Genomic DNA, 26,346 nt, shown 5'->3' with positions numbered 1-26,346 from the left:
GGGTCAGTGCCCCGACGGGTGCGGTGTCGAGCCGTACGCCGTCAGGAAGCGGTCCCGGAACGAACTCATCTTCCACACCGGGGCGTCGTGGGCCGGCCGCAGGCCGTCCGTCCAGCCCCAGTCGGCGATCTTGTCGAGCACCTTCGGGTCCTTGGCGACGATCGAACAGGGCACGTCCCGGCTGGCGTTGTTCCCGCTGACCCGGGAGATCGGCTGGTGGTCGCCGAGGAAGACGAGCACGGTGTTGTCGTTGCCGTAGCGCTCGAGCCACTGGGTCAGGGCGGTCACCGAGTACTGGACCGACTCGCCGTACCCCTCCTTCGACCGGGTGGAGTTCGCGATGACGTCCGCCGGCTTGGTGCCGGCCTTCTCGATGGCGTCGAAGATGGAGCCGTCGCCCAGCTGGTCCCAGTCGACCATCTTGGGGATCGGCGCCCAAGGCTGGTGGCTCGACGTCAGGATGACGAACGAGGCCAGGGGCTTGTCGCGCTTCTTGCTGTGCTCCAGCTTCTGGAACTGCTCCAGCGTGAACTGGTCCGGCATGGTCGACCAGCTGAACTTCGGGCCCCGGTAGCCGAGCTGGAAGGCGTTGCGGACCTTGTCGAGGCCGTACCACTTCGCCTCCGGCCAGCCCTTCTGCACGCCGGGCATGATGCCGACCGTGTCCCAGGCGCCGGTCTTCTTGAACGCCTCGGTGAGGGTGAGGTGGTCGCTCGCGGTGACCGTGCGATAGCGCTGCTGGTTGTCGACCCACAGGCCCGACATGAACGTGGAGTGCCCGAGCCAGCTGCTGCCGCCGTAGGTCGCCGACGTCAGCCAGCCGCTCTTGGCATGGAAGCCCGCCCGGTCCAGGGCCTTGGTGCTGGCGTCGAGTGTCTTGTCGACCCCGGGGGCCATGATCGGGTCCTCGACGGCACTGCGGCCGTAGCTCTCGATGAACGTGAAGATCATGTCCTTGCCGCGCAGATCGGGCACGAGCTGGGAGGCGGGGGTGTTGCCGAACTTATCGGCCTGCGCGGTCCTCGTGAACTCCCGCTCGTCGTGGAGCGTGGTGCGAACGTTCTTGGCGCGTGCCTGGAGCAGCGTGACGATGTGGTCCGAGGCCAGTTGCATCCCGCTGACCTGGAGGCCGAGGGCCGTGAAGGTCATCCACACCATGCTGAGGACGAGCACGGTACGGGTGGTGGCGGCGCGGTGCCGGGCCATCACATTGCTGACCCGGACGACGGACAGCGCCGAGACGGCCGGTATGAACAGGGCCAGCACGATGACCGCCGCCAGTGCCCCCAGGGCGCCCGTACCGCCCAGGGTGTCCTCGAGATAGGCGTAGGCGTCCGCGAAGAGCGACCAGTCGAGGATGACGTCGAAGCCTCGTCCGAGGTACTGGTAGAAGCCGATGTCGAGCAGGCTGAGCAGGGTCAGTGCACCGAGCACGATCCCGCCGAGCCAGGCCAGGATGAGCCGCGGCCGCCGTGGCAGCGCGGTCAGCACGACGGCACCGATCAGCGCCTCCACCGGGATCCTCAGGAACACCGTGGGCCGGAAGTCCGGCTTGTTGGGCAGGAGGAGCGAGGCGACGACGAGCGCACCGGCGAGCGCGGTGACCGTGACGCCGATGACGCGAGCGGCCACGGGGTGGTCGGCCCGCCAGTCGCGCAGCCGGCGCAGCCGGGGACGGGCGCCGGGCGGCCGGCCGGCGTCGGTTCCGCCGTCCGCAGCGGCGTCGGAGTCGCCCTCGGCGGCGGTCCGGCCGTCCACGCTGTCGGAGGCGGGCGCGTCGGCGTCCACGGCGGCGGCACCTGGTTCGGTATCGGCAAGGGGTGTGTCGGGGTCCGCGGTGGCGGCATTCGACTCGGTGGCGGCGGGGGTGTCGGCGCAGGCGGCTTCAGCCTGGGCTATGTCGGCCTCAGTGCCTGCCTCCGTCCCGGCCTTCGCCGCCCGGCCGGTCGCGGAGTCGCCGCCGCTCTCCGGTTCGGGTGCCGGTGCGGCGGTGGCTTCGTCCTCCGTTTCTGTCACCGATGCGGCGTCGGGCTCGGACCCGGGTTCCGCCGAGGATCCCGGTGCGGGCGCGGCGGACTCGGTGGCCGGTTCGGACCCGGCGTCCGAGCCGTGGGAGGGCTCCGCCGCCGTCTCGGACCGTTCCGCCTCCTTTGGCAGTGCCCCGTCCGTGGCTGCCCCAGCCTTGTCCGTCTTCTGTGGTGAGCGCGTGTTGAGAGGCAACCCGAGGGTCCTTCCGTGCGAAGCCCGTGGTGGAGGGGCGGGCCACGCTGGGGAGGCCGGACCCGCCGTCATCCCGTACGGGCTGTCGCACGGATGTGTTCAAACGGGGCGCCCCAGCGCCCGGCAAACACTCGGCAAATCCCAGGTCAACACGGCTCGGTGCCCGGTCAGGCGCCGCCGACCGCGGTGAGCAGGGCCAGCGGTGTCGCCGCCGAGCGGGATTCGCGGACGCACGCGTGGGGGTACGGCACCGGCTCCGGATGGGTGTCGCGACCGTACCCGGCGAGCACCTCCGGGAGCCGGTGCCCCGTCGCCATGGCGGCGTCGACCAGCCCGTGCGCGACCGTGCGGGCCTCGTCGTGCAGCCCGTAGCGGGCGAGCCCCAGCGCGATCAGCGCGTTGTCGTGCGGCCAGACCGAACCGCGGTGGTAAGACATCGGGTGGTACGCGGCCTGACCGGCGGCCAGGGTGCGCACGCCCCAACCGGAGTAGAAGTCGGGTTCCAGCAGGCGCCGGCCCACCAGCTCCCCGTACTCCTTGTCCAGCAGACCCGACCACAGCAGATGGCCCGCGTCCGACGCGAGGGCGTCGACCTGACGGCCGTCACCGTCCAGGGCCAGCGCCGGGAAGGCGTGCGCGTCCATCCAGAAGTCCCGCTGGAAGCGGTCGCGCAGATCTCCGGCCGTCTGCTCGAGGAGCGCCGCGTACACCTCGTCGTCCCACACCGTGCGCGCCAGATGCGCGGTGCGGCGCAGCGCGTCGTACGCGTAACCCTGGGCGCCCGCCGCCATCACCGGGCCGCCCGGACGGCTGCCGTCGGCGCAGCAGATGGCGCCGGGGGAGTCCTTCCAGTTCTGGTTGGCGAGGCCGCCCCGATCGGCACGGTAGAGGAGATAGCCGCGCGAGGTGAGCCCGCCGTGGTCCAGCATCCAGCCGATCGCGGCGCGGGCGTGGGGCTCCAGGCGGCGGGCGGTCGTCACGTCACCGGTCTGCTCGACATACGCCCCGAGCAGTACGAGGAACAGCGGGGTGGCGTCGACGGAACCGTAGTACCGCCCGTAGGGCACCTGCCCGAAGTGCGCCAGTTCCCCGTGCCGCACCTCGTGCACGATCTTCCCCGGCTGGGCCACCGACCGTGTGTCCACCGCGGTCGCCTGGGTGGCGGCGAGTGCGGACAGCGTGGCCGCGGCCGACCCGGGGCGGTAGGGCAGGGCGAAGAGCGAGGTGAGGAGTGCGTCGCGGCCGAGGAGCGTGAGGAACCAGGGCGCCCCGGCGGCGGGCACGTTCACTTCCTCCCCGTCCGGACCCGTCGCCGGGACCTGGAGCGCGGCGAGGTCGGACAGTCCCCGCGCGCAGGCGGCCGCCAGCTCGGGCCGGCCGGTGGGGAGGGCCACGTCCTGAATGAACTCACCCTCCAGGGCGAGCAACTGGCCGCCCGCGGCGGCCGGGGACGCCGGGATCACGGGTGCCGCTGTCGCTCCGTGCGGCCGTGCCGCGACCCGTAACACGAGGTGGGTCGAGCCGTGCGGCTCCAGGTCCAGCGTCCAGCAGAGGCGGCGCGCGCCCGTGCCGGTCTCCTCCACGGCGTCCGGCGGAGGGTCCGCCGTCACGGTCGTGCGGGACCACCACTCGCCGCGCCGGTAGCCGAACTCCACGCCGTCCTCGAGGACCTGACGGGAGCGCACGGCACCCGACTTGGCGTACGTACGGTGGTCGGAGCGCAGTTCGAACTGGTCGGTGAAGTCGGCGTCCGCGGTGACCGCGACGCGCACCGTGGTCGGCACCGGGCGGTTGCTGGTGACGCGCAGTGACTCCACGAACGCCGCTTCCACCACGGCCTGTTCACGGAAGAGGGTGTGCGCGGGCGGCTCCGCGCGGCCGCCGCGCGGCACCAGGACGCAGCGGGCGGTGTCCCCGTCGGCGATCGGTGCGAGCGTCTCCGGCACGGCTCCGTCGACGGTGAGCTGCCATCGGCTCAGATGCCGCGCGTCACGTACGAACAACCCTGCCGGGGAACCGACGCCCCGCACCCCGTTGATGTCCCCGCTGTCGCCCACGGCGGCGAACGTCCCGCCGCGCACGAGCAGATGATGCCGGTCCGTCATGCCCGGTCCCCTTCCTTGTCACTCCTGTCGAACGTGTCGATGCCCTTGGAGGGCACGGACGCCGGCCCGGCCCGCCACCGGTCGCCGCCCCGGAAGGCCTCCGCTCCCGGTTCCGGATCGCCGAGGCGAGCCCCCTGCCGCCCGGGTCGCGACGGCGCGGCGGCCACTCGTGCCGGGAGGCCGGGACCTGGTGGAGCCGGGGCGGAAGGCCGTGCGTCCGGCGCGTGCACCGGTGGCCGCACGATGCCCGAGGTCTGTACGGTGCGCGAGGTGCCCGCTGTGCGCCCGTCGGTCGAGGAGCGCCGGAAGCCCGGGCCCGGGAACCAGCGTCGAGCGGCGCGGAGGGGGTGGGGACGATGTACACGATCCGCCCGTCCGGACGCCCGGACGCCGAGCGGTGTCTCCGGCTCGTTCCGCCTCCGCGGCGGCGACGACGACGGACGGCACGGCCCGGTCACGATGAGCGCCGGGCCCCAGGAGCGCCGGTGCGGACAGGGCCCGGGCGACGGCGCGGTGGACGCCCCGGTGTGCGTTGGCCCGATGGGCCGGGACGGACCGTATGCGCCGGGGCCGGGACCGATGTCCTCCCGCGGACCGGGCGCCGTCGGCGGGCCGGAGGCGCCCACGGCACCTGTGCGTCCCGTGCTGCGGGCGGTGGGTCGGGTCGTGCGGTCCACTCAGGTCCCCCCGAACGACGTCCGGCCGAGTGGTTCGGCCCCAGCTACCGTAGAGTTACGTCTATTTGACACGCAAAACCCAGCATGTAATGCAAGGTTGACGAACGCAAGGGGGTGCGCATGAGCGCGAGGACCGGGAAGGCGGGCGGTCAGGCCAGCGCCGGAGATCTGCTCGAGCTGGTGCGCAGCGGCCGCGCGACGACACGGGGTGCCCTGCAGCAGGCCACGGGGCTGTCCCGGGCCACGGTCGGTCAGCGACTCGACCGGCTCTTCCGCGCCGGCTGGCTGCGCGAGGGCGCCGGCGGACCGGTCGACTCCCCGCTGGGCGGCCGCCCCTCGATCACCCTGGAGTTCGACGACGCCCACGCGGTGGTGCTGGCCGCCGACCTCGACACACGGCATGGCCGTGCGGCGGTGCTCTCCCTGGCCGGCGAGATCCTCGCGGAGCACTCCGGGAGCCTGGTCGTCGAGGACGGCCCGGACGCCGTCCTCGGGGAGCTGGGCCGCTGGTTCGCCGAACTGCTCCCGAAGGCGGGCCGCGGGGTGCAGGAGGTCTGCGGGATCGGGCTCGCCGTTCCCGGACCGGTGGACAGCGACACCGGCCGGATCGTCCAGCCGCCGATCATGCCGGGCTGGGACGGCTTCGACATACGGGGACGCCTGGGCCGGGCCTTCGCCGAGCACGCGCGCTCCGGCGCCGAGGTGCCCGTCCTGGTCGACAACGACGCCAATCTGATGGCCTACGGCGAACAGCGCACCGGACATCCGGACTGCTCGGCCTTCGTGCTGGTCAAGGTCTCCACCGGTATCGGCGCGGGTGTGGTCGTCGACGGGCACATCTACCGCGGCATCGACGGCGGCGCCGGGGACATCGGGCACATCCGCGTCCCCGCGGGCGCGGAGGCGTTGTGCCGCTGCGGCTCCTACGGCTGCCTGGCCGCGGTGGCGAGCGGTGGAGCCGTGGCGCGACGGCTCGCGGAGGCGGGGGTTCCGGCCGCTTCCGGATCGGACGTACGGGACCTGCTGACCGCCGGGCATCCGGAGGCGGCCGCGCTCGCCCGGGAGGCCGGGCGGCATGTCGGGGACGTCCTGGCGACCGTGGTGACGCTGCTCAATCCAGGGGTGCTGATGATCGCCGGCGATTTGGCCGGAACCCCCTTCCTGACGGGCCTGCGGGAACTGCTGTACCAGCGGGCGCTGCCCCGCTCCACCGCGCATCTGGACGTGGTGACCTCGCGGCTCGGGGAGCGGGCGGGCCTGGTGGGGGCGGGTGCCCTGGTCGTCGAGCATCTCTACGCCCCGGACCGGGTGGAGGAACGGCTGCTCGCGCTCGGTGTGTGAGGGCTGCCCGCGCCCGAGACGTGAAAGCCGTGTTTCCGCCCGGATCCCCGTCCACATGGTGAAACCGGACCGCTCCGTATAGCGTGATTCTCGCCACCCTTGATAGGGGCTCCGCTCAGATGAGCGGATCATGCTCGGCTGCACTTCTCCAAGGAGTGGCACTGAGTGCCACCCGCTGATCGTTCATCGATCGAAATCAGACGTGTGGCCAGCTGCTCATCTGAGCAATAAATCCGGACTGCTGGGCGGTGATGCGTTCAAGAAGTGAAAACCTCACCCGATGGGCGGTTGCCAAGCTTTGACTTTCGATCCGGTGGCGGACGAGTGGTTACAGCGGCATGACGCACAAGTGGACGTACCCAGACGCCTTTGATCTGGGTATGTTCCTCGCCGTCAGGGCAGCCACCGCGTCCTCGAGGAGTCGAGACCGTGTCGGAAAACAAAGATCCCCACGTAGCTGAAAACGGCGGCGAGGGCGTGAAGTTCGTTTACGACTTCACCGAAGGCAACAAGGACCTCAAGGACCTCCTCGGCGGCAAGGGTGCCAACCTCGCCGAGATGACCAACCTGGGTCTGCCCGTCCCTCCGGGCTTCACCATCACCACGGAGGCCTGCAAGGTCTACCTGGACAGCGGTGAGGAGCCGGCGGCACTGCGTGACGAGGTGAGTGCGCACCTCGAGGCGCTCGAGAAGCGGATGGGGAAGAAGCTCGGTCAGGCCGACGACCCCTTGCTGGTCTCGGTGCGTTCCGGTGCGAAGTTCTCCATGCCCGGCATGATGGACACGGTCCTGAACATCGGGCTCTCCGACAAGTCGGTGCAGGGTCTGGCGAAGCAGGCCGGCGACGAGCGCTTCGCCTGGGACTCCTACCGCCGTCTCATCCAGATGTTCGGCAAGACCGTTCTCGGTGTCGAGGGCGACCTCTTCGAGGACGCGCTCGAGGCGGCCAAGCAGGCCAAGAAGGTCTCGGTCGACACGGAGTTGGAGGCCGCGGACCTCAAGAAGCTGGTCACCAAGTTCAAGAAGATCGTCAAGACCGAGGCCGGGCGCGACTTCCCGCAGGACCCGCGCGAGCAGATGGACCTGGCCATCAAGGCGGTCTTCGACTCGTGGAACGGCGACCGGGCGAAGCTCTACCGGCGCCAGGAGCGCATCCCGCACGACCTGGGCACGGCCGTCAACGTCTGCTCGATGGTCTTCGGCAACCTGGGCCCCGACTCGGGTACCGGCGTGGCCTTCACCCGCGACCCCGCCTCCGGGCATCAGGGCGTGTACGGCGACTACCTGCAGAACGCGCAGGGCGAGGACGTCGTCGCGGGCATCCGCAACACCGTGGTCCTCGCCGATCTGGAGCAGATCGACAAGAAGTCGTACGACCAGCTGATGCAGATCATGGAGACGCTGGAGAACCATTACAAGGACCTGTGCGACATCGAGTTCACCATCGAGCGCGGCCGGCTGTGGATGCTGCAGACCCGCGTCGGCAAGCGCACCGCGGGCGCGGCCTTCCGCATCGCGACGCAGCTGGTGGACCAGGGCCTCATCGACGAGGCGGAGGCGCTCCAGCGGGTGACGGGCGCCCAGCTCGCGCAGCTGATGTTCCCGCGCTTCGACGAGCACGCGAAGGTCGAGCAGGTTGGCCGGGGCATCGCGGCCTCGCCGGGCGCGGCGGTCGGCAAGGCGGTCTTCGACTCGTACACCGCGGTGAAGTGGTCCCGCTCGGGCGAGAAGGTCATCCTGGTGCGCCGCGAGACCAACCCCGACGACCTGGACGGCATGATCGCGGCCGAGGGCATCCTGACCTCGCGCGGCGGCAAGACCTCGCACGCGGCCGTCGTGGCCCGCGGCATGGGCAAGACCTGTGTGTGCGGCGCCGAGGAGCTGGAGGTCGACACCAAGCGCCGGCGGATGACCGTGCCCGGCGGGCACGTCGTCGAGGAGGGCGACCTCATCTCGATCGACGGGTCGAGCGGCAAGGTGTACCTCGGTGAGGTCCCGGTGGTGCCCTCGCCGGTGGTGGAGTACTTCGAGGGCCGGATGCACGCGGGTGCCGACGACGCCGACGAACTGGTCGAGGCCGTGCACCGGATCATGGCGTTCGCCGACCGCAAGCGCCGTCTGCGCGTACGCGCCAACGCGGACAACGCCGAGGACGCGCTGCGCGCGCGGCGCTTCGGGGCGCAGGGCATCGGCCTGTGCCGCACGGAGCACATGTTCCTCGGCGACCGGCGCGAGCTGGTCGAGCGCCTGATCCTGGCGGACACCGAGACCGAGCGCGAGGAGTCCCTGAAGGAGCTGCTTCCGCTGCAGAAGCAGGACTTCGTGGAGCTCTTCGAGGCGATGGACGGCCTCCCGGTGACGGTCCGGCTCCTGGACCCGCCGCTGCACGAGTTCCTGCCGGACATCACCGAGCTTTCGGTGCGCGTGGCGCTTGCGGAGTCCCGTCAGGAGCCGCACGAGAACGACCTGCGTCTCCTCCAGGCGGTGCACCGGCTGCACGAGCAGAACCCGATGCTGGGCCTGCGCGGGGTGCGCCTCGGCCTCGTCATCCCGGGACTGTTCACGATGCAGGTGCGGGCCATCGCGGAGGCGGCCGCCGAACGCAAGGCCGCCAAGGGCGACCCGCGCGCGGAGGTCATGATCCCGCTCGTCGGCACCGTCCAGGAGCTGGAGATCGTGCGCGAGGAGGCGGACCGGGTCATCGCCGAGGTGGAGGCGGCCTCCGGCGCGACGCTGAAGCTGGCCATCGGCACCATGATCGAGCTGCCGCGTGCCGCGCTGACCGCAGCTCAGATCGCCGAGGCCGCCGAGTTCTTCTCCTTCGGCACGAACGACCTCACCCAGACGGTGTGGGGCTTCAGCCGGGACGACGTGGAGGCGAGCTTCTTCACGGCGTACCTGGAGAAGGGCATCTTCGGCGTCAGCCCGTTCGAGACGATCGACAGGGACGGCGTCGGCTCCCTGGTGAAGGCCGCCGCCACGGCCGGCCGTGCCACCCGCCCCGACCTCAAGCTCGGGGTCTGCGGCGAGCACGGCGGCGACCCCGAGTCCGTCCACTTCTTCCACGAGGTCGGCCTCGACTACGTCTCCTGCTCCCCGTTCCGGATCCCGGTGGCCCGCCTTGAGGCGGGCCGGGCGGCATCACTGGCGGAGGGCAGCGACCACCGCTGACGCCGGCGCGAGACCTCCGGGGCCGTCGTCGGTCACCCCGACCCTCACCGAACCGACACGAGGGCGGCACCGGACACCGGGAGAGGGCGGCACCCCTGTGCGGGGGGTGCCGCCCTCTTGCCGTACGCGGTCCGTTCGCGGCGGGCCGCAGGCGTCAGAGCGAGCCGCCGCTGTCCACCACGAGATCGGTGCCGACGACGGAGGCGGCGTCGTCGCAGGCGAGATAGAGCACGGCGGCGGCCACCTCCTGTGTCGCCGAGATCCGGCCCAGCGGGAGCGTGGCCCTCGCGCGCTCGGTGCGCCCGGCCTCCGTCTCGCCGGATCGCAGTGACATCGGGGTGTCGGTGGCTCCCGGGCTGACCACGTTGATACGGACCCCGTCGCGGATGTGGTCCAGGGCGGCGCCGCGGCTGAGCGCGGTCACGGCGGCCTTGGTGGCGGAGTAGGCGGCGGCCCCGGGGGTTGTGGTGTGGAGTCCGAAGGTGGAGGAGACATTGACGATCGCGCCGCCCGACGGCTGGGTCCGCATCCGGCGGATCTGTGCCCGCAGAGCCAGGAACATGCCGCTGACGTTGATGTCGAGCTGGCTGTGCCAGTCGGCCTCCGGAAGGTCGGCCAGGGGCCGGCCGCCCCGGAAGACGCCGGCGTTGTTGACCGCCACGTCGAGCGAGCCGTAGTGGTCCACCGCCGCCTGGACCAGTGCCTCGGCGTCTCCGGGGCGTGCGACGTCGGCGGTCGCCGCGAGCGCGGTCCCGCCCCGCTCCTCGATGAGCCGGACCGTCTCCTGAAGCGGTTCGCGCCGTCTTCCGGCGACGACGACCCGTGCGCCCTCCGCGGCCAGCGCTTGCGCGATCGCCCGGCCGATGCCGGAGCCGGCGCCGGTGACGAGGGCGGTGCGGCCGGAGAAGCGAGTGCTCATGATCTCCCCCTTTATTGGAACGATTGGTTCAGTATGACGGCATGGCCCCGGGCCTGACCGCACGAGTGCCTCAGTCGAGCACGGACAGGGCCTGCTCCGCCGCGTCCCGCACGCGTGCCGGGTCCGACGAGGCCTTCCCGGCGACCCGCAGCCCCTGCATCACCACCAGCAGCATGCGGGCGAGGGCGCGCGGATCGCGGTCGCCGGACAGTTCCCCCTGCGCCTGTGCGCGGGCCAGCGCCGAGTGCAGCAGGGTCTCGGCGTAGTCCCACCGCTGCTCGACGCGGCGGGCCGCCTCCGGGTCGTGCGGTGCGAGCTCGGCGGCCGTGTTCGTGACGAGGCAGCCGCTGAGCCGCTCCTCGTCGGCCGCCTCCGCGGCGAAGCGGCGCAGGACGGCCCGTACGGCCGGCAGTGCGGGTCCCGGCCGGGACAGCTCCCTCAGCAGGACGGCGTCGCGGTTCTCGCCGTAACGGTCGAACGCCTTGAGGTAGAGCTCGTGCTTGCTGCCGAACGTCGCGTACAGGCTGGCGCGCCCGATCCCCAGGTGCTCGACCAGGTCGGACATGGACGTCGCCTCGTAGCCGCGCCGCCAGAACAGCTCCAGGGCCGCCTGCAGCGCGGCGTCGGGGTCGAACTCCTTGGTCCTCGCCATATGCCGGAGCCTAGGATTTTCCGGAACGATCAGTCAAGCAAAGGGTCGAGCGCGGTACGCACCTCGTAGGTCGCCACCCGAACCGACTCGTCGTCCAGGCACCGGCCGGAGAGCAGGTCGAAGCGCTGCTTCAGCAGAGGGGAGGCGACGAACGGCCGGCCGTCGTGGGTGCCCGTCAGGCCGCGAGAGAGCACCGCCGCGCCGCCGAAGGGGTCCCGGTTGTCGATGCCGTACAGCCGGCCGGCGCGGTCGCGGAAGAGCGCCACCTGGCGGCCGTCCGGCAGCAGCGCGGCCACGCCTCTGCCCTCGGGGGTCAGCAGGCTCAGGTCGCAGACCGTGAACCAGCCGTCCCCGTCGAGGCGGAGCTGGACCTTCGGACCGGTCGTCCCCGATGCCAGGGTCATCGTGCGGCACTTCCTTCCAGGACGTCCTCGTCGGGGCGGGGGCCGATGGCCAGCAACGGCAGGTCGGGCTTGATCTGGTCGCGCTCGGGCACGAAGCCGACGACGGGGTCCGGGGTGTCCGGCGCGTTGACGAACGACACGAAACGAGCCAACTTCTCGGGGTCGGCGACGGTCTCGGCCCATTCGTCGCGGTAGTTCGCCACATGGGCCGCCATCAGGGACTCGAGCTCCCCGCAGATCCCGAGGGAATCGTGGACCACCACGTCCCGTACGTGGGCAAGACCTCCCGGGATCCGCTCCAGCCACACCGAGGTGCGCTCCAGCCGGTCGGCGGTGCGGATGTAGAACATCAGGAAGCGGTCGATCGTACGGACGAGTTCGGCGTCGGAGAGGTCCTGGGCGAGCAGATCGGCATGGCGCGGGGAGGCGCCGCCGTTCCCGCCCACATAGAGGTTCCAGCCGTTCGCCGTGGCGATCACGCCGAAGTCCTTGGACCGGGCCTCCGCACACTCGCGGGCGCAGCCGGAGACCGCCGACTTCAGCTTGTGCGGGGACCTGAGCCCCCGGTAGCGCAGTTCCAGATCGATCGCCATGCGCACGGAGTCCTGGACGCCGTAGCGGCACCAGGTCCGGCCCACGCAGGACTTCACGGTACGCAGCGCCTTGCCGTAGGCATGGCCGGACTCGAACCCGGCGTCGACCAGCCGGGTCCAGATCAGCGGCAGTTGCTCCACCCGCGCGCCGAACATGTCGATGCGCTGGCCTCCGGTGATCTTCGTGTAGAGGCCGAAGTCGCGGGCGATCTCACCGATCACGATCAGCTTCTCCGGGGTGATCTCGCCGCCGGCGATGCGAGGCACGACCGAGTAGGAGCCGTTCTTCTGCAGGTTGGCGAGGAAGTGGTCGTTGGTGTCCTGAAGTGCCGCCTGCTCGCCGTCCAGCACATGTCCGTAGGCGCCGATCGCCGGGGCCAGGGAGGCGATGATCGAGGCGACCGCGGGCTTGCAGATCTCGCACCCGTCCCCGCCCCGCGCGCGTCGGTGCCCGAACCGGTCGAGCAGCCGCCGATAGGAGGAGACACGCAGGCTGAGGACGATCTCGTACAGCTCCTCCCGCGTCTGCGGGAAGCAGCCGCACAGGCCCTTGTCGGCCTCGACACCGCTCGCCGCCAGTTCGTCGGCGACCAGGCCGCCGAGCACCTTGACGCAACTTCCGCAGCCCGTGCCGGCCTTGGTGCACTTCTGCACCTCCGGCACGGTGGTGCACCGGTGCCCGGTGATCGCGTCGCGGATCGTGCCCTTGGAGACGTTGTGGCAGGAGCAGACGACCGCCTCGTCCGGCAGCGCGGACGGTCCGAGCGGGGCGGGTGACCCGGCTCCGGCGGGCAGCACCAGGGACTCCGGCGGTACGGGCGGCACCGAACCGGTGAGCGCGCGCAGCGTCCCGTAGGCCTCCGCCTCACCGACCAGGATGCCGCCGAGCAGTTCCCCGTCCCGGCCGACGACCAGCTTCTTGTACGTGCCCGAACGCGAGTCCGCGTAGGTGACGTCGAGTGAGCCCTCGGTGGTGCCGTGCGCGTCGCCGAACGACGCGACGTCCACGCCGAGCAGCTTGAGCTTGGTGGACAGGTCTGCCCCGGTGAACGCGGCCTCGTCGGCGGCGATCGTGGCCGCGGCAGTCTCCGCCATCTCGTAACCCGGCGCGACCAGCCCGTACACCCGGCCGTCGGAGGCGAGTGCGCACTCGCCGATCGCGAACACACGGGGGTCCGCGACCGTACGGCACTGCTCGTCCACGGCGATGCCGCCGCGCTCGCCCACCGTCAGCCCGCAGTCGCGGGCGAGCCGGTCGCGGGGGCGGACTCCGGCCGAGAACACCACCATGTCGGTGGCCAGCTCGGAGCCGTCGGACAGCTTCATGGCCGCCACCGTGCCGTCCGCACCGGCGACGATCTCCTGGGTGCCCGTGCCGGTGTGCACGGTCAGGCCCATGTCCTCGATGGTGCGCAGAAGGGCGGCCCCACCGCCCTCGTCGACCTGCACGGGCATCAGCCGCGGCGCGAACTCCACGATGTGCGTCAAGAGGCCCAGACCCTTGAGCGCGCCGGCCGCCTCCAGGCCGAGCAGCCCGCCGCCGACCACCGCGCCCGTGCGGGCCCGCGTCCTCGCGTACCTCTCGATGGCCAGCAGGTCCTCGACGGTGCGGTAGACGAAGCAGCCCTCGGCGTCCTTGCCGGGGACCGGCGGCACGAAGGGGTAGGAGCCGGTGGCGAGGACAAGCGTGTCGTACGGGACGGTGAGCCCGGAGCGCGCGGTGACGGTGCGGGTGTCCCTGTCGATCCTTCCGGCGGGGTCGCCGACGCGGAGTTCGATCCCGTGCCTGTTGATGAACTCCATGTCGGTCATCGACAGTTCCTCGGGCGTGGTGCCCGAGAAGTACGAGGTGAGCCGGACCCGGTCGTAGGCGGGACGCGGCTCCTCGCACAGCACGACCACGCGGTGCGTGGCGGTCAGGCCGCGCTCGGCCAGCGCTTCCAGGAAGCGCTGGCCGACCATGCCGTGGCCGACGAGCACGATCGTGGGGCGGTCCCCGCCGCGTGCGGTCGTGGACATCAGGAGCCTCCATCGTTGGTGAGCAGATGCAGCAGCGGGGCGCCGCCCGTGGGAAGGGGCTCGGCACCCTCCCAGGCGCGGGCGAGGGCGCCGACGGTGCCGAGGTCGCCGACGAGCACGCCGCCGACCAGGCGGTCCTTTCGGACGACGACCTTGCGGTAGGTACCGCGGGTGGCGTCGGCGAGCCGCACGACGTCGTCGCCGGGGCGGGGGTCCGGCTCGCCGAACGCGGCGAGATCCAGGACGTCCCGCCCGGCGAAGGTGAGCCGGGTGAGGGAACGGGTGCCGGTGTAGCGGCGGGTCCGGTCGCCCGCCCCGCCCGCGAGCAGCTCGGCGAGGACACCGGCCTGCTCGAGTGCGGGGGCGGCGAGCCCGTACACGGTGCCGGCGTGCTGGGCGCAGTCCCCGATCGCCCGGATGCCCGGGTCCGAGGTGCGCAGTTCGTCGTCGACGAGGACGCCGCTGTCCACGGCCAGGCCCGCCTCCCGGGCCAGGCCCACCCGCGGAAGGACACCGCAGGCCAGCACCACGAGGTCGGTGTCGAGGGAGTAGCCGTCGGCCATCTCCACGGAACGGACCGCGCCCGCCCGGGTGCGCACACCGCGGACCCGGGTCTCGGTGTGCACCTCGACACCCAGGGCGGCGAGGTGACGGCACACCAGTGCCGAGGCGCCCGGGTCGAGCTGGCGTTCCATCAGCCGCTCCGCCTGCTGGGCGAGGACCACCTGGGTACCGCGGGCGGCGAGGGCGCGGGCGGCGGAGACCCCCAGCAGCCCGCCGCCGATGACCACGGCCCGCACCCCCTCGCGTACCGCCCCGGCGAGCCGGAGGCAGTCGTCCATGGTGCGGAAGGCGTGGACGCCCTCGGGCAGTTCGGCCCGGCCGGGGGCGAGCAGGCCGCGCAGGGGCGGAAGCACCGGGTTGGATCCGGTGGCGAGGACGAGCGTGCCGTATGCGATCACCGAGCCGTCGGAGCAGTGGAGCTCACGGCCGGCGCGGTCGATCCGGGTGACCCGGGCGCGCATCAGGCGCTCCGGGGCCGGCAGGGAGATCACCTCGGGCGGGTAGCGGCCGGCCAGGACGTCGGCCAGCAGCACGCGGTTGTACGGGGGGTGCTCCTCCTCGCCGACGAGCAGGGCGGGCGTGCCGAGTTCGCCTAGGCGCCGGGCGAGACGGACGCCCGCGAGTCCGGCGCCGATCACCACCACACGCGTATTCGAGGTCATGCATCGAAGCGTGCGGTGCCGACGTTACCCGCCCGCATCACGGCTGTTTCCCGTCCGGAACGCTGACCTCAGCGGAGGCGGAGCGGGAGTGTGAGGGCCGGGTGGCCGACCGTGAAGCGGGCGAAGACCACCACGTTCCCCCGGTAGCCCGTCCTGCGTGAGTAGCCGCCCCCGCATGTGATCACCCGGAGTTCGGGGCGGGCGGCGGGACCGTAGACCTTGGCGTCGGGGAAGTCCTTCCGCTGGAAGACCTGGACCGCGTACACCGTGAAGACGGCGGTCGAGCCGTCGCGTCGGTGCACATCGATCGTGCTGCCCTTCTTCAGCGCGCCGAGGTCGTAGAAGACGGCGGGGCCCGTGGTGTTGTCGACGTGGCCGGCGACGACCGCGGTGCCTGCTTCGCCGGGCGTGGCGCCGTTCTCGTACCAGCCCGCGAGGTTCTTGGCGGCGGCGGGCGGGGCCTGGAGCGCCCCGGTGCCGGTCAGGCCGAGGCGGGTGAGGGGGGCGTCGACGTGCAGGGAGGGTATGCGGATGCGGTCCGGTGGCGAGGGCGGCAGGGCGGGCGGGCCGAACCGCTCCTGGTCCGTGCCCAGGGCGGCCTGAGCGGCCGTCGGCTGCGGGGGCGACGCGGGCTCGTCGGCGCCTTGCAGCAGCCATATGCCGGCCAGGAGGGCGACCGCAGTGACGGACGCTATCGCGGCGTCACCGGCGGTGCGGGACTTGCCGACCTTGCGCACATGAGCCTCCTTGCGGGGTGAGGGGTCTACCGGGCCCCCTCCGGGCCGCGAGGGGCATCGGACCCGGAGGGGGAGCGGGTTGGCGGTACCGGCCGACGGACCGCGGAGGGTGTCCGTCAGATCCCGTCGCCCTTCACCCGGCGATGCAGGAGCCAGGTACCGCCCGCGGCCGCGACGGCAAGAGCCGCCACACCGGCCGCGGTCTTCACGGGGTCGGGGCCGAGTGCGCCGCCGACCCCCGTCTTCACGCTTCCTTGCGGGAGCGCCGGGTCCTTGACCGCGGTCAGGGAGACCACCAGGTCCCCGGTCACGGTCGTGTGCTGTGCGCCGGAGCACGTCGCGACGATTTCGTAGGTACCCGGCTGCGCGCCCGGGGGCACCCGGAACCGCGCCGTCGCCTTCGCCCCGTGCGTGCCGGGCGCCAGCATGAACGTTCCGGCGCCGACCGCCGAGGCGTCGCCGGCCGCCGAGCCGTCCGGGCCGCAGGCCGTCGTGTCGACGGTGACCTGCCCGCCGGGCACGGCGATCGTGGGAGAGACCGCCAGCTCGTCGGTGTTCGCGCCGTACGCGGGTGCGGCGGCGAGCGCCGCGGCGGCGACGGCGAGCGCGGGACCGGTGACCAGGCGGGCCGTTCGTCGCATCGTGGTGCTCCTCGGAGAGAGAGCACGGCCCGCGACATCCCGAGTGTGCCGCTGCGTAGGTCGTGCCCCTGCCCTTTCGAGGAAAGCGGCAGTCCGTCGCCCCCGCTTTCTGACGGCACGTCAGAAATAGGATGAACGGGTGTCATCCCCGGCGTCAAGGGAGGCGTCGCGGCGACGTTTCGGCAGGTCACCGGTGCATTTCCGGCGGCCCGTCAGGGAACACCCGAAGGGTGCAGGGGTGGCTGCGAAACGGGTGACGCGCACGGGTGGCCCGTGGGGCGGCGTCCGGGCGGAGGTGTCGCTTGACCTCAAGAAAGGTTGAGGTACGAGGGTGGTGCCATGAACACCACCACGCAACCCCCTGTCGTCCCACCCGTCCGCGTCGCCGTCGTCGTCGGCAGCAACCGGCAGGGCCGCTTCGGACCCGTCGTCGCCGACTGGCTGCTCGGCCGGGTCCGTGAACGGGACGACCTCGTACCCGACGTCGTGGACGTGGCCGAGGTCGCCCTGCCGACGACGCTGTCCCCGACCCCGGAGGCGAAGGACGCACTCGCCGGGGTCACCCCGAAGCTGGCCGACGCCGACGCGTACGTCGTCCTGACCCCCGAGTACAACCACTCGTTCCCGGCCGGGCTGAAGAACCTGATCGACTGGCACTACACCGAGTGGCGTGCCAAACCGGTCGCCCTCGTCTCGTACGGCGGCGTCTCCGGAGGCCTGCGTGCGGTGGAACACCTCCGTCAGGTCTTCGCCGAGCTCCACGCGGTCACCGTGCGGGACACGGTGTCCTTTCACGGTGCGGGCGCCGCGTTCGACGCGGAGGGGCACCCGCGCGACACGTCCGGACCCGCAGCGGCGGCCAAGGTGATGCTGGACCAACTGGTCTGGTGGGCACGGGCGCTGCGGGAGGCGAAGGAGAGGAGCCCGTACGCCGGGTAGTGCTGTGCGCCGCCCTGCCGGAGGTGTCCCGGGCGTGCGGGAGCCGTCAGCCCTGGAGTGCCTCGGCCGCCGCCCGATGGCCCACCGCGGCGAGTACCGGATTGGTCGTCCGGTAGTAGTGCTCCGCCATGAGGCCGAAGCACAGCGCCCAGCCGCGCCCCCGCTGCCAGGTGGCGTCGTCGACCTCGGCCGCCTCACGGAACAGGTCGCGGGTGCCGGCCGTGAAGACCGCCCACGCCGCCAGCGTGTCGGCCGCCGGGTCGCCCACCCCCAGGCCACCGAAATCGATCACCGCGGTGAGCCGGCCGGCCGAGGTCAGCAGATTGCCGGGCAGAAGGTCGCCGTGCAGCCAGACGGGACCGCCGTCCCAGGGCGGCAGCCGGACCACCTCCTCCCACAGCGCGGTCGCCGCGGCCGGGTCCACCCTGCCGCGGGCGCCCAGGTCGCGGATCGCCGCGCGGACGTACGCGTCGTTCGCCCCGACCGGTCCGCCGCGCCAGGATGCCGGGCCGCCGGTGGCGTCCACCCTCCGCAACGCCACCACGAAACGGCCCAGCCGGACGGCGGCATCGGCCAGTTCGGTGATCGGGGCGTCGTAGGCGTTCTCGCCGTCCAGCCAGCGCAGCACCGACCACGGCTGCCCGTACCCCGGGGCAGGCTCCCCCCTGCCGAGCGGCACCGGAACCGTCAGCGGCAGATGCGGGGCGAGCCGGGGGAGCCAGCGCTGTTCCTCGGTCACCTGCCGGGCCCCGTCGGGCCGGCGCGGCAGCCGTACGACCATGTCGTCGCCCAGCCGGAACATGGCGTTGTCCGTCCCGGCGGACGGGACCCGGGCGACGGGCAGGCGCGCCCACTGCGGGAACTGGTCGGCGACCAGGCGGCGCACCAGGGCGTCGTCGACGTCGAGTTCGTCGGCGTGCATCTTCGTGGTGGGCATGGGACTCCGTGGGGCCGTGGACCGGTCGGGTCCCGGAGCGTAGGCGCACCGGGACCCGACCTGCCACGGGTTTTCGCCGGAGCCGGAGCCGGAGCCGGAGCCGGAGCCGGAGCCGGGTCGGTCAGCCCACGCCCACCGCGGTCCACGCCGCCGCCACGGCGTTGTACTCGGCGCTGCCTGCGCCGTAGAGGTCCTTCGCCGCGCTCAGCGTCGCCGTGCGGGCGCCCGAGTAGTTGGTCGAGGACGTCATGTGGACCGTCAGGGCCCGGTACCAGATCTTGCCGAGCTTGTCCCGGCCGATGCCGGTGACCGTCGAGCCGTTGCAGGTGGGGGAGTTGTAGGACACCCCGTTGAGTGTCTTCGCGCCACTGCCCTCCGCGAGCAGGTACGCGAAGTGGTTGGCGACGCCCGAGGAGTAGTGGACGTCGAGGTTCCCGACCGACGAGCTCCAGCAGTCCGCGGAGTTCCCGTCCTTCGACGGCTTGTCCATGAACCGCAGGGCCGGTTGGCCGAAGCCCGAGCGGACGATCTTCTCGCCGATGAGGTAGTCACCGAGGTCGGAGGAGTTGTTCGCATACCACTCCACCAGCGTCCCGAAGATGTCCGACGTCGCCTCGTTCAGGCCGCCCGACTCACCCGAGTACGTCAGTGCCGCCGTTTTCGACGTCACACCGTGCGACATCTCGTGGCCCGCCACGTCCAGCGCAACCAGCGGGCCGAAGGTGCTGCCGTCGCCGTCGCCGTACGTCATGCAGAAGCAGGTGTCGTCCCAGAAGGCGTTGTTGTAGTTGGTGCCGTAGTGCACGCGGTTGTACGAGCCCTTGCCGTCGCCCGCGATGCCGTTGCGGCCGTGGACGTTCTTGTAGTAGTCCCAGGTCTCGTCGGTGCCGTACTGCGCGTCCACCGCCGCGGACGAACGGTCCGTCGCCGCCCCCGTGCCCCAGTGGTTGTCCGGGTCGGTGAACAGGGTGGCGGGTGCCCGGCTGAGGCAGATCCCGAGGAAGCACAGGTCCGTCTTGTTCGCCGCGTCGCCGGTGTAGGTGTCGCCGCGCGTCGGGTCCTTGAGCTGGTACGTGGAGCCGGACTGCGTGGTCTCCAGGGCGACCGTGCCGCTGTAGAGGGACTTCCCGTCACCGGTCGCCGTCTCGATGCTGTCCCAGGCGTCGATCTGCCTCCCGGTGCGGGCGTCCGTGAGGACGGTGCGGGCGACCGGGTTGCCGAGCGAGTCCTGGCCGACGACATCGGTGCGCCAGGCGAGCTTCGGCGCGCCGTGCAGGGCGTCGACGACGAGCTGCGGCTTGGCGGTCACGCGCTTGAGCAACTCGCCGGCGTTCACGGCGCGCAGCGCGGCGGTGGCCAGGTCGGCCGCCTCGGGTGCCTTGACCGTGGGGGTGGTCGTCGGCACGGTGATGGCTCGCCCGGTGGCCCGGTCCGCACTGCGGTAGGAGCCGCCGGGGGCGAGGTGGACCACGAAGTCCCCGCCGAGGACGGGGAGCTGACGGTATGTCCGGTCGTAGCGCACGTGCTGGCTGCCGTCGGCGTCCACGACGACGTCCCGTACGGTGGTGCCCTGTGCCGGGGTGAGGCCGAGGCGCGCCGCCTGGTGCACCAGTGCCGTCGCGGCGTTGGCGATCGCGGTGGCCCGGTCGGGTCTGTCCGCGGCGCCGGCGGGAGCGGGGGCGAGGGCGGCGGCCAGCAGGACCGCGGTGGTCGCGGCCGTGCCGGCCGCGGCGAGGCGGGAACCTCGGATGTGCCGTATCCGACTCATCGGTCTCCTCGGGAAGGCGCGTGGGGGCGCATGTGGGGGTCGGGGGCGGCGGCCCCGGACGTCTCACCGGTTTAAGGGTTCATGACATGTCATGTCCATAGCGCGTTCGAGGAGATGTGTGAGGGGGGTGAAAATCGTTTCTGCAGGGACTCGGCACGGGTGCGGAAGGAAGACCGATCATGGTGGCGGCCCATGGGATCAACCGAGGAGCGGGCAGGTGAGACTGCCGTTCTTCGTGTACGGGACACTGCGCCCCGGTGAGCGTTACCACGACGTGTTCCTGCGCGGGCGCACCCGCTGCGAGGAGCCGGGGCTGCTGCCCGGGGCCCTGCTGTACGACGGTCCCGGATACCCCTACGCCGTGGAGCAGCACGGCGGCACGGTCACCGGTGAGATCGTCACCGCGCTGCCCGAGGCGTACGGCGAACTGCTCGACGCCCTCGACCGGTTGGAGGAGTACGTCCCGGGCGACCCCCGCAGTCTCTACGAGCGGGTGGACCGGGAGGTGACGGCGTCCGACGGCAGGGCGGTCCGGGCGTGGGTGTACCTCGCCGCGCCCGCCGTCGCGGCACGACTGCGCGCGCACGGCAGACCGATCGAGGGCGGGGATTGGCTGGCCCGCCCCTGAGACGGCGGCCGAAAGGCCCCCGCGGAGGAGGAGCCGCCGGGAGGCGCCCGTCCCGGTCCCCGATGGATCGACACCGGCGGCACGGTGTCCCGGGGCGGACGTGGCCGCCCGGGCAGCGGGGTCGCTCGTGCGGGCGACCGGGCCGTGATTCCCCTCCCACCGCAGAGCCGTGCGTCCTAGGGTCCCGGCCATGACCGACAGGGACATCTCCCGGCGGCGGGTGCTCGCGCTGGGCGGCGGCGCCGCGGGTGCCGTCCTGGGACTCGGGGCCGGCGCCTGTTCCTCCCCGACCCGCGGCTCCCGCGCCCCCGGTTCCCGCCAGGCGCCGAGCCCCGGCTCCGCCGGTGAGTTGTGCGTGCTGACACCGGGCACCACGGCGGGGCCGTACCACCTCCGCGGAGCGCCCGTCCGCAAGGACATCACCGACGGCAGGCCGGGAGTGCCGCTCACGGTGCGGCTGACCGTGCGCGACGAGCCCCACGCCTGCGCCCTCCTGTCGGGCGCGGCCGTCGAGATCTGGCACTGCGACGCGCAGGGCCACTACTCCGGCTCACCCGGCGGCACGCCGCCCGCCGCGAGCCGGGAGGCCGGCGGCACGCGGGCAGGGGCGTATCTGAGGGGCTTTCAGCAGACCGGCGCCGACGGCGTCGCCGAGTTCGTGACCGTCTTCCCCGGCTGGTACGCCTCGCGCGCCCCCCACATCGACGTCAGGGTGCACACCGGCGGCCGGAGGACCGCAGGCACCTACGAGGGCGGCAGGATCAACTGGACCGGGCAGCTCTTCTTCGACGACCGCCATGCCGACGAGGTGTACGCGAGGTCCCCGTACACCCGGCACAAGGGGACGCGCGTCCGGCTCGCCCGGGACCAGGTGTACCGCGGGGGCGGTGCGAGGGACGGGCTGATGGCCGTCACCGGGAACGTGGACGCAGGGCTGCTCGCGACCCTGACCGTCGGGATCGACACCACACGCGAGAGCGACGGGACAGTCACCGGCGACAGCTCACGACCGCCCGCCTCCCCGTCCCCGGCCGGGACGCCCGGTGCCCCGTCGGCGACCGCCCCTGCCGGGGGAGCGGTGTCGAGCACGCCGCCGGACAGCGCCGCGAGCGCCTCACACACGCCCGGCCCCTGAGCCGTCCTCGGGGGCGCCTCCCACACGTTCCAGCCTCACCGCGCACACCTTGAACTCCGGCATGCGGGAGGTGGGGTCGAGAGCCGGGTTCGTCAGGGTGTTGGCACGGCCCTCGCCCGGCCAGTGGAACGGCATGAACACGGTGTCGGGCCGGATGGCTGGGCTGATCCGTGCGGGCGCCACGGCCCGGCCCCGCCGCGACACCGCGGCCACCGGCTCGCCGTCCGTCACGCCGAGCCGCTCGGCCAGCCGCGGGTGCATCTCCACGTACGGGCCGGGCGCGGCGGCGTTCAGTTCGTCGACGCGCCGCGTCTGCGCCCCGGACTGGTACTGGGCGACGACCCGTCCCGTGGTCAGCAGTAGTGGGTAGGCCTCGTCGGGTTCCTCGGCGGAGGCCCGATACGACACGGCGGCGAACCGTGCCCGCCCGTCCCCGGTGGCGAACCGGTCGAGGAACAGACGAGGCGTGCCGGGGTGGACGGCGGACGGTGACTCCTCCTGCGGCGGATCGTCGGTGAGCACACCCGGCGACACACCCGCCTGTGAACCGGGCGGCGCCGGGCACGGCCAGAACACGCCGTTCTCCTCGGCAAGTCTCCGGTAGGTGATGCCCGAGTAGTCCGCCGGGCCGCCCGCCGTGGCGCGGCGCAGTTCGTCGAAGACCTCCTGCGGCTCCACGGGAAAGCCCTTCTCCACGCCGAGCCGGGCGGCCAGTTCGTGCAGCACCTCCAGATCGCTGCGGATCCCGGCCGGCGGGCTCAGCGCACGTCGGCGCAGCAGGACCCGGCCCTCCAGGCTGGTCGTCGTGCCCGTCTCCTCCGCCCACTGCGCGACCGGCAGCACCACGTCCGCCAGCCGGGCCGTCTCCGAGAGGACCACGTCGGCGACCGCGAGGAAGTCCAGCGAGCGCAGCCGCTCCTCGACATGGGCCGCGCGGGGCGCCGACACCACGGGGTTGGAGCCCATCAGCAGCAGGCCACGGATGTCCGTGCCCAGCGCGTCGAGGAGTTCGTACGCGCTGCGGCCCGGGCCCGGCAGGGTGTCCGGATCCACCCCCCAGACCTCCGCCACATGCCGGCGTGCCGCCGGGTCCGTCAGCCTGCGGTAGCCGGGCAACTGGTCGGCCTTCTGGCCGTGTTCGCGGCCGCCCTGCCCGTTGCCCTGGCCGGTCAGGCAGCCGTAGCCGGAGTACGGGCGCCCCGCGCGGCCGGTCGCCAGGCACAGGTCGATCCAGGCGCCCACGGTGTCCGTGCCCTTGGACTGCTGCTCGGGTCCGCGCGCGGTCAGCACCATCGCGCTCTTCGGGGTGCAGAACAGCCGTACCGCCTCGCGCAGTCGGGGGACGGGCACCCCCGTGATCCGCTCCACGTACTCCGGCCAGTGCGCCATCGCGGCGGCCCGCGCCTCCTCCCAGCCGCTGGTGCGTTCCCGGATGTAGGCCTCGTCCGTGCGGCCCTCGGCGACGACGAGGTGCAGCAGACCGAGCGCCAGCGCCAGATCCGTGCCCGGCCGGGGGGCCAGATGGAGGTCGGCCTGCTCGGCCGTGCGGGTGCGGCGCGGGTCGACGACGATCAGTGTGCCGCCGTTCTCCCGCAGTTCCGTCAGATGACGCAGAGCGGGGGGCATCGTCTCCGCGAGGTTGGAGCCGACGAGGATCACGCAGCCGGTGCGCGGAACGTCCTCCAGCGGGAACGGCAGCCCCCGGTCGAGCCCGAACGCCCGGACGCTCGCGGCAGCCGCCGACGACATGCAGAACCGCCCGTTGTAGTCGATCTGCGAGGTGCCGAGCACCACCCGGGCGAACTTCCCGAGCGCATACGCCTTCTCGTTCGTCAGGCCGCCTCCGCCGAACACCCCGAGCGAGTCGGGACCGTGTTCCGCGCGCGTCCTGGAGAGCCCCTCCGCGACGCGGTCCAGGGCCTCGTCCCAGCCGGCCGGCCTGAGCACGCCCTGTGAGCGCACCAACGGCGAGGTCAGCCGCACCTCGGGGGACAGCAGGGCCGGCGCCGTCCTGCCCTTGCCGCACAACGCGCCCCGGTTCACGGGGAAGTCCGCGCGCTCCGTCACCTCGACGCCTCCGCCGGGCAGGAGCGTCAGATTCATCCCGCACTGAAGTGCGCAGTACGGGCAGTGGGTGGGCGTCGAGGTGGTCCGCATGCCGCCCAGCGTGCCGATGCCGTGTTTCGTACCGCGCCGCCCGCCGTTACACCGCCGGGGCCGGGACCTCCCCGCGGGGCGTGCGGCGGCGTGAGGTCCCGGCGCGGCGGGTCCCGGACCGGCCTTGTCTCAGCCCCGCGCCGCGGCCAGTGCCTTGGCGACGCCGTGCTCCCTGGGGCCGAGGAACCGGGGCCCCGGGTGGAACAGCACGTCGAGGGCGGCCTTGCCCGCCGCGAAGATCTCCCGGGTGCCGCCGTAGTACCAGGTCGCGTCGTGCTTGTCGTCGACGCCGACGCCGTACGAGGTCACGCCCGCCGCCTGGCACAGGGCCACCGCGCGCCGGATGTGGAAGCCCTGGCTGATCAGGACCGCCCGGTCCACACCGAAGATCTTCTTGGCCCGGACGCAGGAGTCCCAGGTGTCGAATCCGGCGTAGTCCGTCACGACCCGGGCACGCGGCACACCGTGCCCGGCCAGATAGTCGCGCATCGCACCCGGCTCGTCGTAGTCCTTGCGGCTGTTGTCGCCCGTGACCAGGACGACCTCGATCCGGCCCGCCCGGTACAGCCGCGCCGCCGCGTCCAGCCGATGGGCGAGATACGGCGAGGGCTCGCCGTCCCAGAGACCGGCGCCGAAGACGACGGCCACCTCCGTGCGCGGCACGTCCGCGGTCGTGCGCAACCTGCTGCCCGTGGCCAGGTACATCCACGTCGCCGGCAGGAGCGCCAGCACGCACACCAGGACAAGAACCTGTACGGCCCGGCGTCGCCCCGCGCGCGTACGCGGCAGCCTCGGCCGGCGGATCCTCAGGCGCGGCAGGCCCATCGGCACGCGTCCCCCCCAGGTCGATCGCTTCACCGTGTCGCCAGTGTGGACGCAGCGTACGGTGATCCGGTTCGCCCGCACCGCGAGACGTGCCTCACGCGAACCGCCGCCCTCCCGCGTCGTGTCGTGCGGACGCACCCGCGCCTGTGGCTCTCCGGGGCGTGCGCGCAACCGACCGGGCCCGCCTCACACCACCCGTCTTCGTGCTGTGAAACCCCGGAAAACAACCCGGTCATGGCCGTGCAACGGGGCGGCAACCTCCCCCCGGCAGGATCGCTCCATGACGGCGTCGAACCCTTATCGCGACGAGTCCCACGCCCGCCCCGGCGGGCTGCCGCCCGGTGACGCACACCTCGACAGTGCGGCGCAGCTCATGAACCGGATCGGCAGTCAACTCGGCACCCGGCTCGGCCTCGTGTCCCTCGACGGCACCCGGCGACCGGCCCCGCCCGCGCTCGTCCTGGTGGCGCACGGCAGCCGTGACCCGCGCGCCCTGGCGACCGTGCGCACCCTGGTCGAGCGCGTCCGCGAACTGCGCCCCCTGCTCCCGGTGCGCCTCGGCCACATCGAGCTGAACGAGCCGCTGCTGCCCGACACGCTCGCCTCGCTCGGCGACGGCCGCGCCGTCCTCGTACCGCTGCTGCTCGGCCGCGGTCACCACGTCAAGCGGGACATCCCCGAAGCCGCCGCCGCGGCGCGGGCGGACACCCGGGTGGCCGCCCCGCTCGGCCCGCACCCCCTGCTCGTGGAGACCCTCTACGCCCGGCTGGTCGAGGCGGGCTGGCGCACGACGCTCAGTGACGCCCAGCTCCGGGCGAGCGCCGTCGTGCTCGCGGCCGCCGGCTCCCGCGACCCCGACTCCGCCGCCGACACCCGGCGCACCGCTCGGCTGCTCGCCGAACGCCTCGGCGTCCCGGTCGTCCCCGCCTACGCCTCCGCCGCCACGCCCACCGTCGCCGGCGCAGTGCGCGCGCTCACCGCCCGCGGGCGCCACCGGATCGCCGTCGCCTCCTACTTCGCAGCGCCCGGCCGCTTCGCCGCGGAGTGCGCCGGGGCCGCCCCGTGGATCGCCGCGGCCCCGCTCGGCGCCCATCCGGCGATGGCCCGTCTTGTCCTGCACCGCTACGCGCAGACCCTCGCGGCCCCGGAAGCCGCCGCCGAACACGCGCTGACCTCCGCCTGAACGACCGGCTCCACGGCGCGAAACGGCCCGGCGGGAGACGGACGCGCACATCCCGATCGCCGCCCGCTG

The 26,346-nt window shown here is 72.6% G+C and carries 19 protein-coding genes; 6 read left to right on the top strand and 13 right to left on the bottom strand.

Annotated elements, in window-relative coordinates; translation table 11 throughout:
- Window positions 1–3 precede the first annotated feature (3 nt).
- Complete coding sequence (locus ADL25_RS32545) at window positions 4–2,016, bottom strand: hypothetical protein (protein WP_420711385.1); 2,013 nt, start codon at window positions 2,014–2,016, stop codon at window positions 4–6.
- A gap of 371 nt (window positions 2,017–2,387) precedes the next feature.
- Window positions 2,388–4,325: a glycogen debranching N-terminal domain-containing protein gene (locus ADL25_RS32540; protein WP_059131476.1), complete on the bottom strand. Its 1,938-nt coding sequence runs from the start codon at window positions 4,323–4,325 to the stop codon at window positions 2,388–2,390.
- A 797-nt stretch (window positions 4,326–5,122) separates the two neighbouring features.
- Here ADL25_RS32540 and ADL25_RS32535 point away from each other — a divergent pair.
- Both ADL25_RS32535 and ppdK read left to right on the top strand, forming a co-directional pair.
- On the top strand, window positions 5,123–6,343 hold the full coding sequence (locus ADL25_RS32535; RefSeq protein ID WP_079050725.1) for an ROK family transcriptional regulator: 1,221 nt from the start codon (window positions 5,123–5,125) through the stop codon (window positions 6,341–6,343).
- Window positions 6,344–6,772: 429 nt separating this feature from the next.
- Window positions 6,773–9,514, top strand: a complete 2,742-nt coding sequence (gene ppdK, locus ADL25_RS32530; protein ID WP_059131474.1) for a pyruvate, phosphate dikinase — start codon at window positions 6,773–6,775, stop codon at window positions 9,512–9,514.
- Between the two features lie 154 nt (window positions 9,515–9,668).
- On the opposite strand, the gene ADL25_RS32525 is transcribed toward ppdK, so the two are convergent.
- From ADL25_RS32525 to ADL25_RS32495, 7 genes are all read right to left on the bottom strand, one after another.
- Window positions 9,669–10,433, bottom strand: coding sequence for an SDR family NAD(P)-dependent oxidoreductase (locus tag ADL25_RS32525; protein WP_059131473.1), 765 nt, complete (start codon window positions 10,431–10,433; stop codon window positions 9,669–9,671).
- A gap of 70 nt (window positions 10,434–10,503) precedes the next feature.
- Window positions 10,504–11,085, bottom strand: coding sequence for a TetR/AcrR family transcriptional regulator (locus ADL25_RS32520; protein ID WP_059131472.1), 582 nt, complete (start codon window positions 11,083–11,085; stop codon window positions 10,504–10,506).
- A 29-nt stretch (window positions 11,086–11,114) separates the two neighbouring features.
- Window positions 11,115–11,489 (bottom strand): nitrite reductase small subunit NirD, encoded by a 375-nt coding sequence (nirD, locus tag ADL25_RS32515; RefSeq protein WP_059131471.1) that lies wholly within the window; start codon window positions 11,487–11,489, stop codon window positions 11,115–11,117.
- Window positions 11,486–14,101 (bottom strand): nitrite reductase large subunit NirB, encoded by a 2,616-nt coding sequence (nirB, locus tag ADL25_RS32510; protein WP_059131470.1) that lies wholly within the window; start codon window positions 14,099–14,101, stop codon window positions 11,486–11,488. The genes nirD and nirB overlap by 4 nt, the downstream gene beginning before the upstream one ends.
- Window positions 14,101–15,327, bottom strand: coding sequence for an NAD(P)/FAD-dependent oxidoreductase (locus ADL25_RS32505; protein ID WP_059131469.1), 1,227 nt, complete (start codon window positions 15,325–15,327; stop codon window positions 14,101–14,103). The genes nirB and ADL25_RS32505 overlap by 1 nt, the downstream gene beginning before the upstream one ends.
- A gap of 68 nt (window positions 15,328–15,395) precedes the next feature.
- Window positions 15,396–16,064, bottom strand: a complete 669-nt coding sequence (locus ADL25_RS32500) for a class F sortase (protein WP_059131468.1) — start codon at window positions 16,062–16,064, stop codon at window positions 15,396–15,398.
- Between the two features lie 116 nt (window positions 16,065–16,180).
- Entirely contained in the window at window positions 16,181–16,705 is a 525-nt protein-coding gene (locus ADL25_RS32495) for a hypothetical protein (RefSeq protein WP_059131467.1), read from the bottom strand.
- Between the two features lie 339 nt (window positions 16,706–17,044).
- On the opposite strand from ADL25_RS32495, the gene ADL25_RS32490 reads away from it, so the two are divergent.
- Entirely contained in the window at window positions 17,045–17,644 is a 600-nt protein-coding gene (locus tag ADL25_RS32490; protein WP_059131466.1) for an NADPH-dependent FMN reductase, read from the top strand.
- A 46-nt stretch (window positions 17,645–17,690) separates the two neighbouring features.
- Here ADL25_RS32490 and ADL25_RS32485 read toward each other — a convergent pair whose 3' ends face one another.
- Both ADL25_RS32485 and ADL25_RS32480 read right to left on the bottom strand, forming a co-directional pair.
- Window positions 17,691–18,581 carry an aminoglycoside phosphotransferase family protein gene (locus ADL25_RS32485; protein ID WP_059131465.1) on the bottom strand — a complete coding sequence of 297 codons (891 nt, stop codon included), beginning with the start codon at window positions 18,579–18,581 and terminating at the stop codon, window positions 17,691–17,693.
- A gap of 121 nt (window positions 18,582–18,702) precedes the next feature.
- Complete coding sequence (locus ADL25_RS32480) at window positions 18,703–20,349, bottom strand: M4 family metallopeptidase (protein WP_059131464.1); 1,647 nt, start codon at window positions 20,347–20,349, stop codon at window positions 18,703–18,705.
- 217 nt (window positions 20,350–20,566) lie between these two features.
- Here ADL25_RS32480 and ADL25_RS32475 point away from each other — a divergent pair, with 217 nt between their 5' ends.
- Both ADL25_RS32475 and ADL25_RS32470 read left to right on the top strand, forming a co-directional pair.
- The gene (locus tag ADL25_RS32475; protein WP_059131463.1) at window positions 20,567–20,977 is read left to right on the top strand and encodes a gamma-glutamylcyclotransferase family protein; all 411 of its coding nucleotides are present in this window, start codon (window positions 20,567–20,569) and stop codon (window positions 20,975–20,977) included.
- 190 nt (window positions 20,978–21,167) lie between these two features.
- Entirely contained in the window at window positions 21,168–22,112 is a 945-nt protein-coding gene (locus ADL25_RS32470; protein ID WP_059131462.1) for an intradiol ring-cleavage dioxygenase, read from the top strand.
- On the opposite strand, the gene ADL25_RS32465 is transcribed toward ADL25_RS32470, so the two are convergent.
- A complete protein-coding gene (locus ADL25_RS32465; RefSeq protein WP_059131461.1) occupies window positions 22,092–24,269 on the bottom strand; it encodes a molybdopterin oxidoreductase family protein in 2,178 nt (725 codons plus the stop codon). The genes ADL25_RS32470 and ADL25_RS32465 overlap by 21 nt on opposite strands.
- A 129-nt stretch (window positions 24,270–24,398) precedes the next feature.
- On the bottom strand, window positions 24,399–25,094 hold the full coding sequence (locus tag ADL25_RS32460) for a SanA/YdcF family protein (protein ID WP_059131640.1): 696 nt from the start codon (window positions 25,092–25,094) through the stop codon (window positions 24,399–24,401).
- A gap of 280 nt (window positions 25,095–25,374) precedes the next feature.
- Between ADL25_RS32460 and ADL25_RS32455 the strand changes: the two genes are divergently transcribed.
- Window positions 25,375–26,277, top strand: coding sequence for a sirohydrochlorin chelatase (locus tag ADL25_RS32455; protein ID WP_079050712.1), 903 nt, complete (start codon window positions 25,375–25,377; stop codon window positions 26,275–26,277).
- The last annotated feature ends 69 nt before the right edge of the window (window positions 26,278–26,346 follow it).

Source organism: Streptomyces sp. NRRL F-5122 (genome assembly GCF_001507435.1).
GTDB lineage: Bacteria > Actinomycetota > Actinomycetes > Streptomycetales > Streptomycetaceae > Streptomyces > Streptomyces lannensis.
This window is presented reverse-complemented; position numbering and strand designations above follow the sequence as displayed.

What these genes read in the sequence shown, in the direction of transcription:
- ADL25_RS32540 (WP_059131476.1), bottom strand. Translation starts at nt 4,325, where the DNA reads ATGACGGACCGGCATCATCTGCTCGTGCGCGGCGGGACGTTCGCCGCC.
- ADL25_RS32535 (WP_079050725.1), top strand. Translation starts at nt 5,123, where the DNA reads ATGAGCGCGAGGACCGGGAAGGCGGGCGGTCAGGCCAGCGCCGGAGAT.
- ADL25_RS32525 (WP_059131473.1), bottom strand. Translation starts at nt 10,433, where the DNA reads ATGAGCACTCGCTTCTCCGGCCGCACCGCCCTCGTCACCGGCGCCGGC.
- ADL25_RS32520 (WP_059131472.1), bottom strand. Translation starts at nt 11,085, where the DNA reads ATGGCGAGGACCAAGGAGTTCGACCCCGACGCCGCGCTGCAGGCGGCC.
- nirD (WP_059131471.1), bottom strand. Translation starts at nt 11,489, where the DNA reads ATGACCCTGGCATCGGGGACGACCGGTCCGAAGGTCCAGCTCCGCCTC.
- nirB (WP_059131470.1), bottom strand. Translation starts at nt 14,101, where the DNA reads ATGTCCACGACCGCACGCGGCGGGGACCGCCCCACGATCGTGCTCGTC.
- ADL25_RS32505 (WP_059131469.1), bottom strand. Translation starts at nt 15,327, where the DNA reads ATGACCTCGAATACGCGTGTGGTGGTGATCGGCGCCGGACTCGCGGGC.
- ADL25_RS32495 (WP_059131467.1), bottom strand. Translation starts at nt 16,705, where the DNA reads ATGCGACGAACGGCCCGCCTGGTCACCGGTCCCGCGCTCGCCGTCGCC.
- ADL25_RS32490 (WP_059131466.1), top strand. Translation starts at nt 17,045, where the DNA reads ATGAACACCACCACGCAACCCCCTGTCGTCCCACCCGTCCGCGTCGCC.
- ADL25_RS32485 (WP_059131465.1), bottom strand. Translation starts at nt 18,581, where the DNA reads ATGCCCACCACGAAGATGCACGCCGACGAACTCGACGTCGACGACGCC.
- ADL25_RS32480 (WP_059131464.1), bottom strand. Translation starts at nt 20,349, where the DNA reads ATGAGTCGGATACGGCACATCCGAGGTTCCCGCCTCGCCGCGGCCGGC.
- ADL25_RS32470 (WP_059131462.1), top strand. Translation starts at nt 21,168, where the DNA reads ATGACCGACAGGGACATCTCCCGGCGGCGGGTGCTCGCGCTGGGCGGC.
- ADL25_RS32465 (WP_059131461.1), bottom strand. Translation starts at nt 24,269, where the DNA reads ATGCGGACCACCTCGACGCCCACCCACTGCCCGTACTGCGCACTTCAG.
- ADL25_RS32460 (WP_059131640.1), bottom strand. Translation starts at nt 25,094, where the DNA reads ATGGGCCTGCCGCGCCTGAGGATCCGCCGGCCGAGGCTGCCGCGTACG.
- ADL25_RS32455 (WP_079050712.1), top strand. Translation starts at nt 25,375, where the DNA reads ATGACGGCGTCGAACCCTTATCGCGACGAGTCCCACGCCCGCCCCGGC.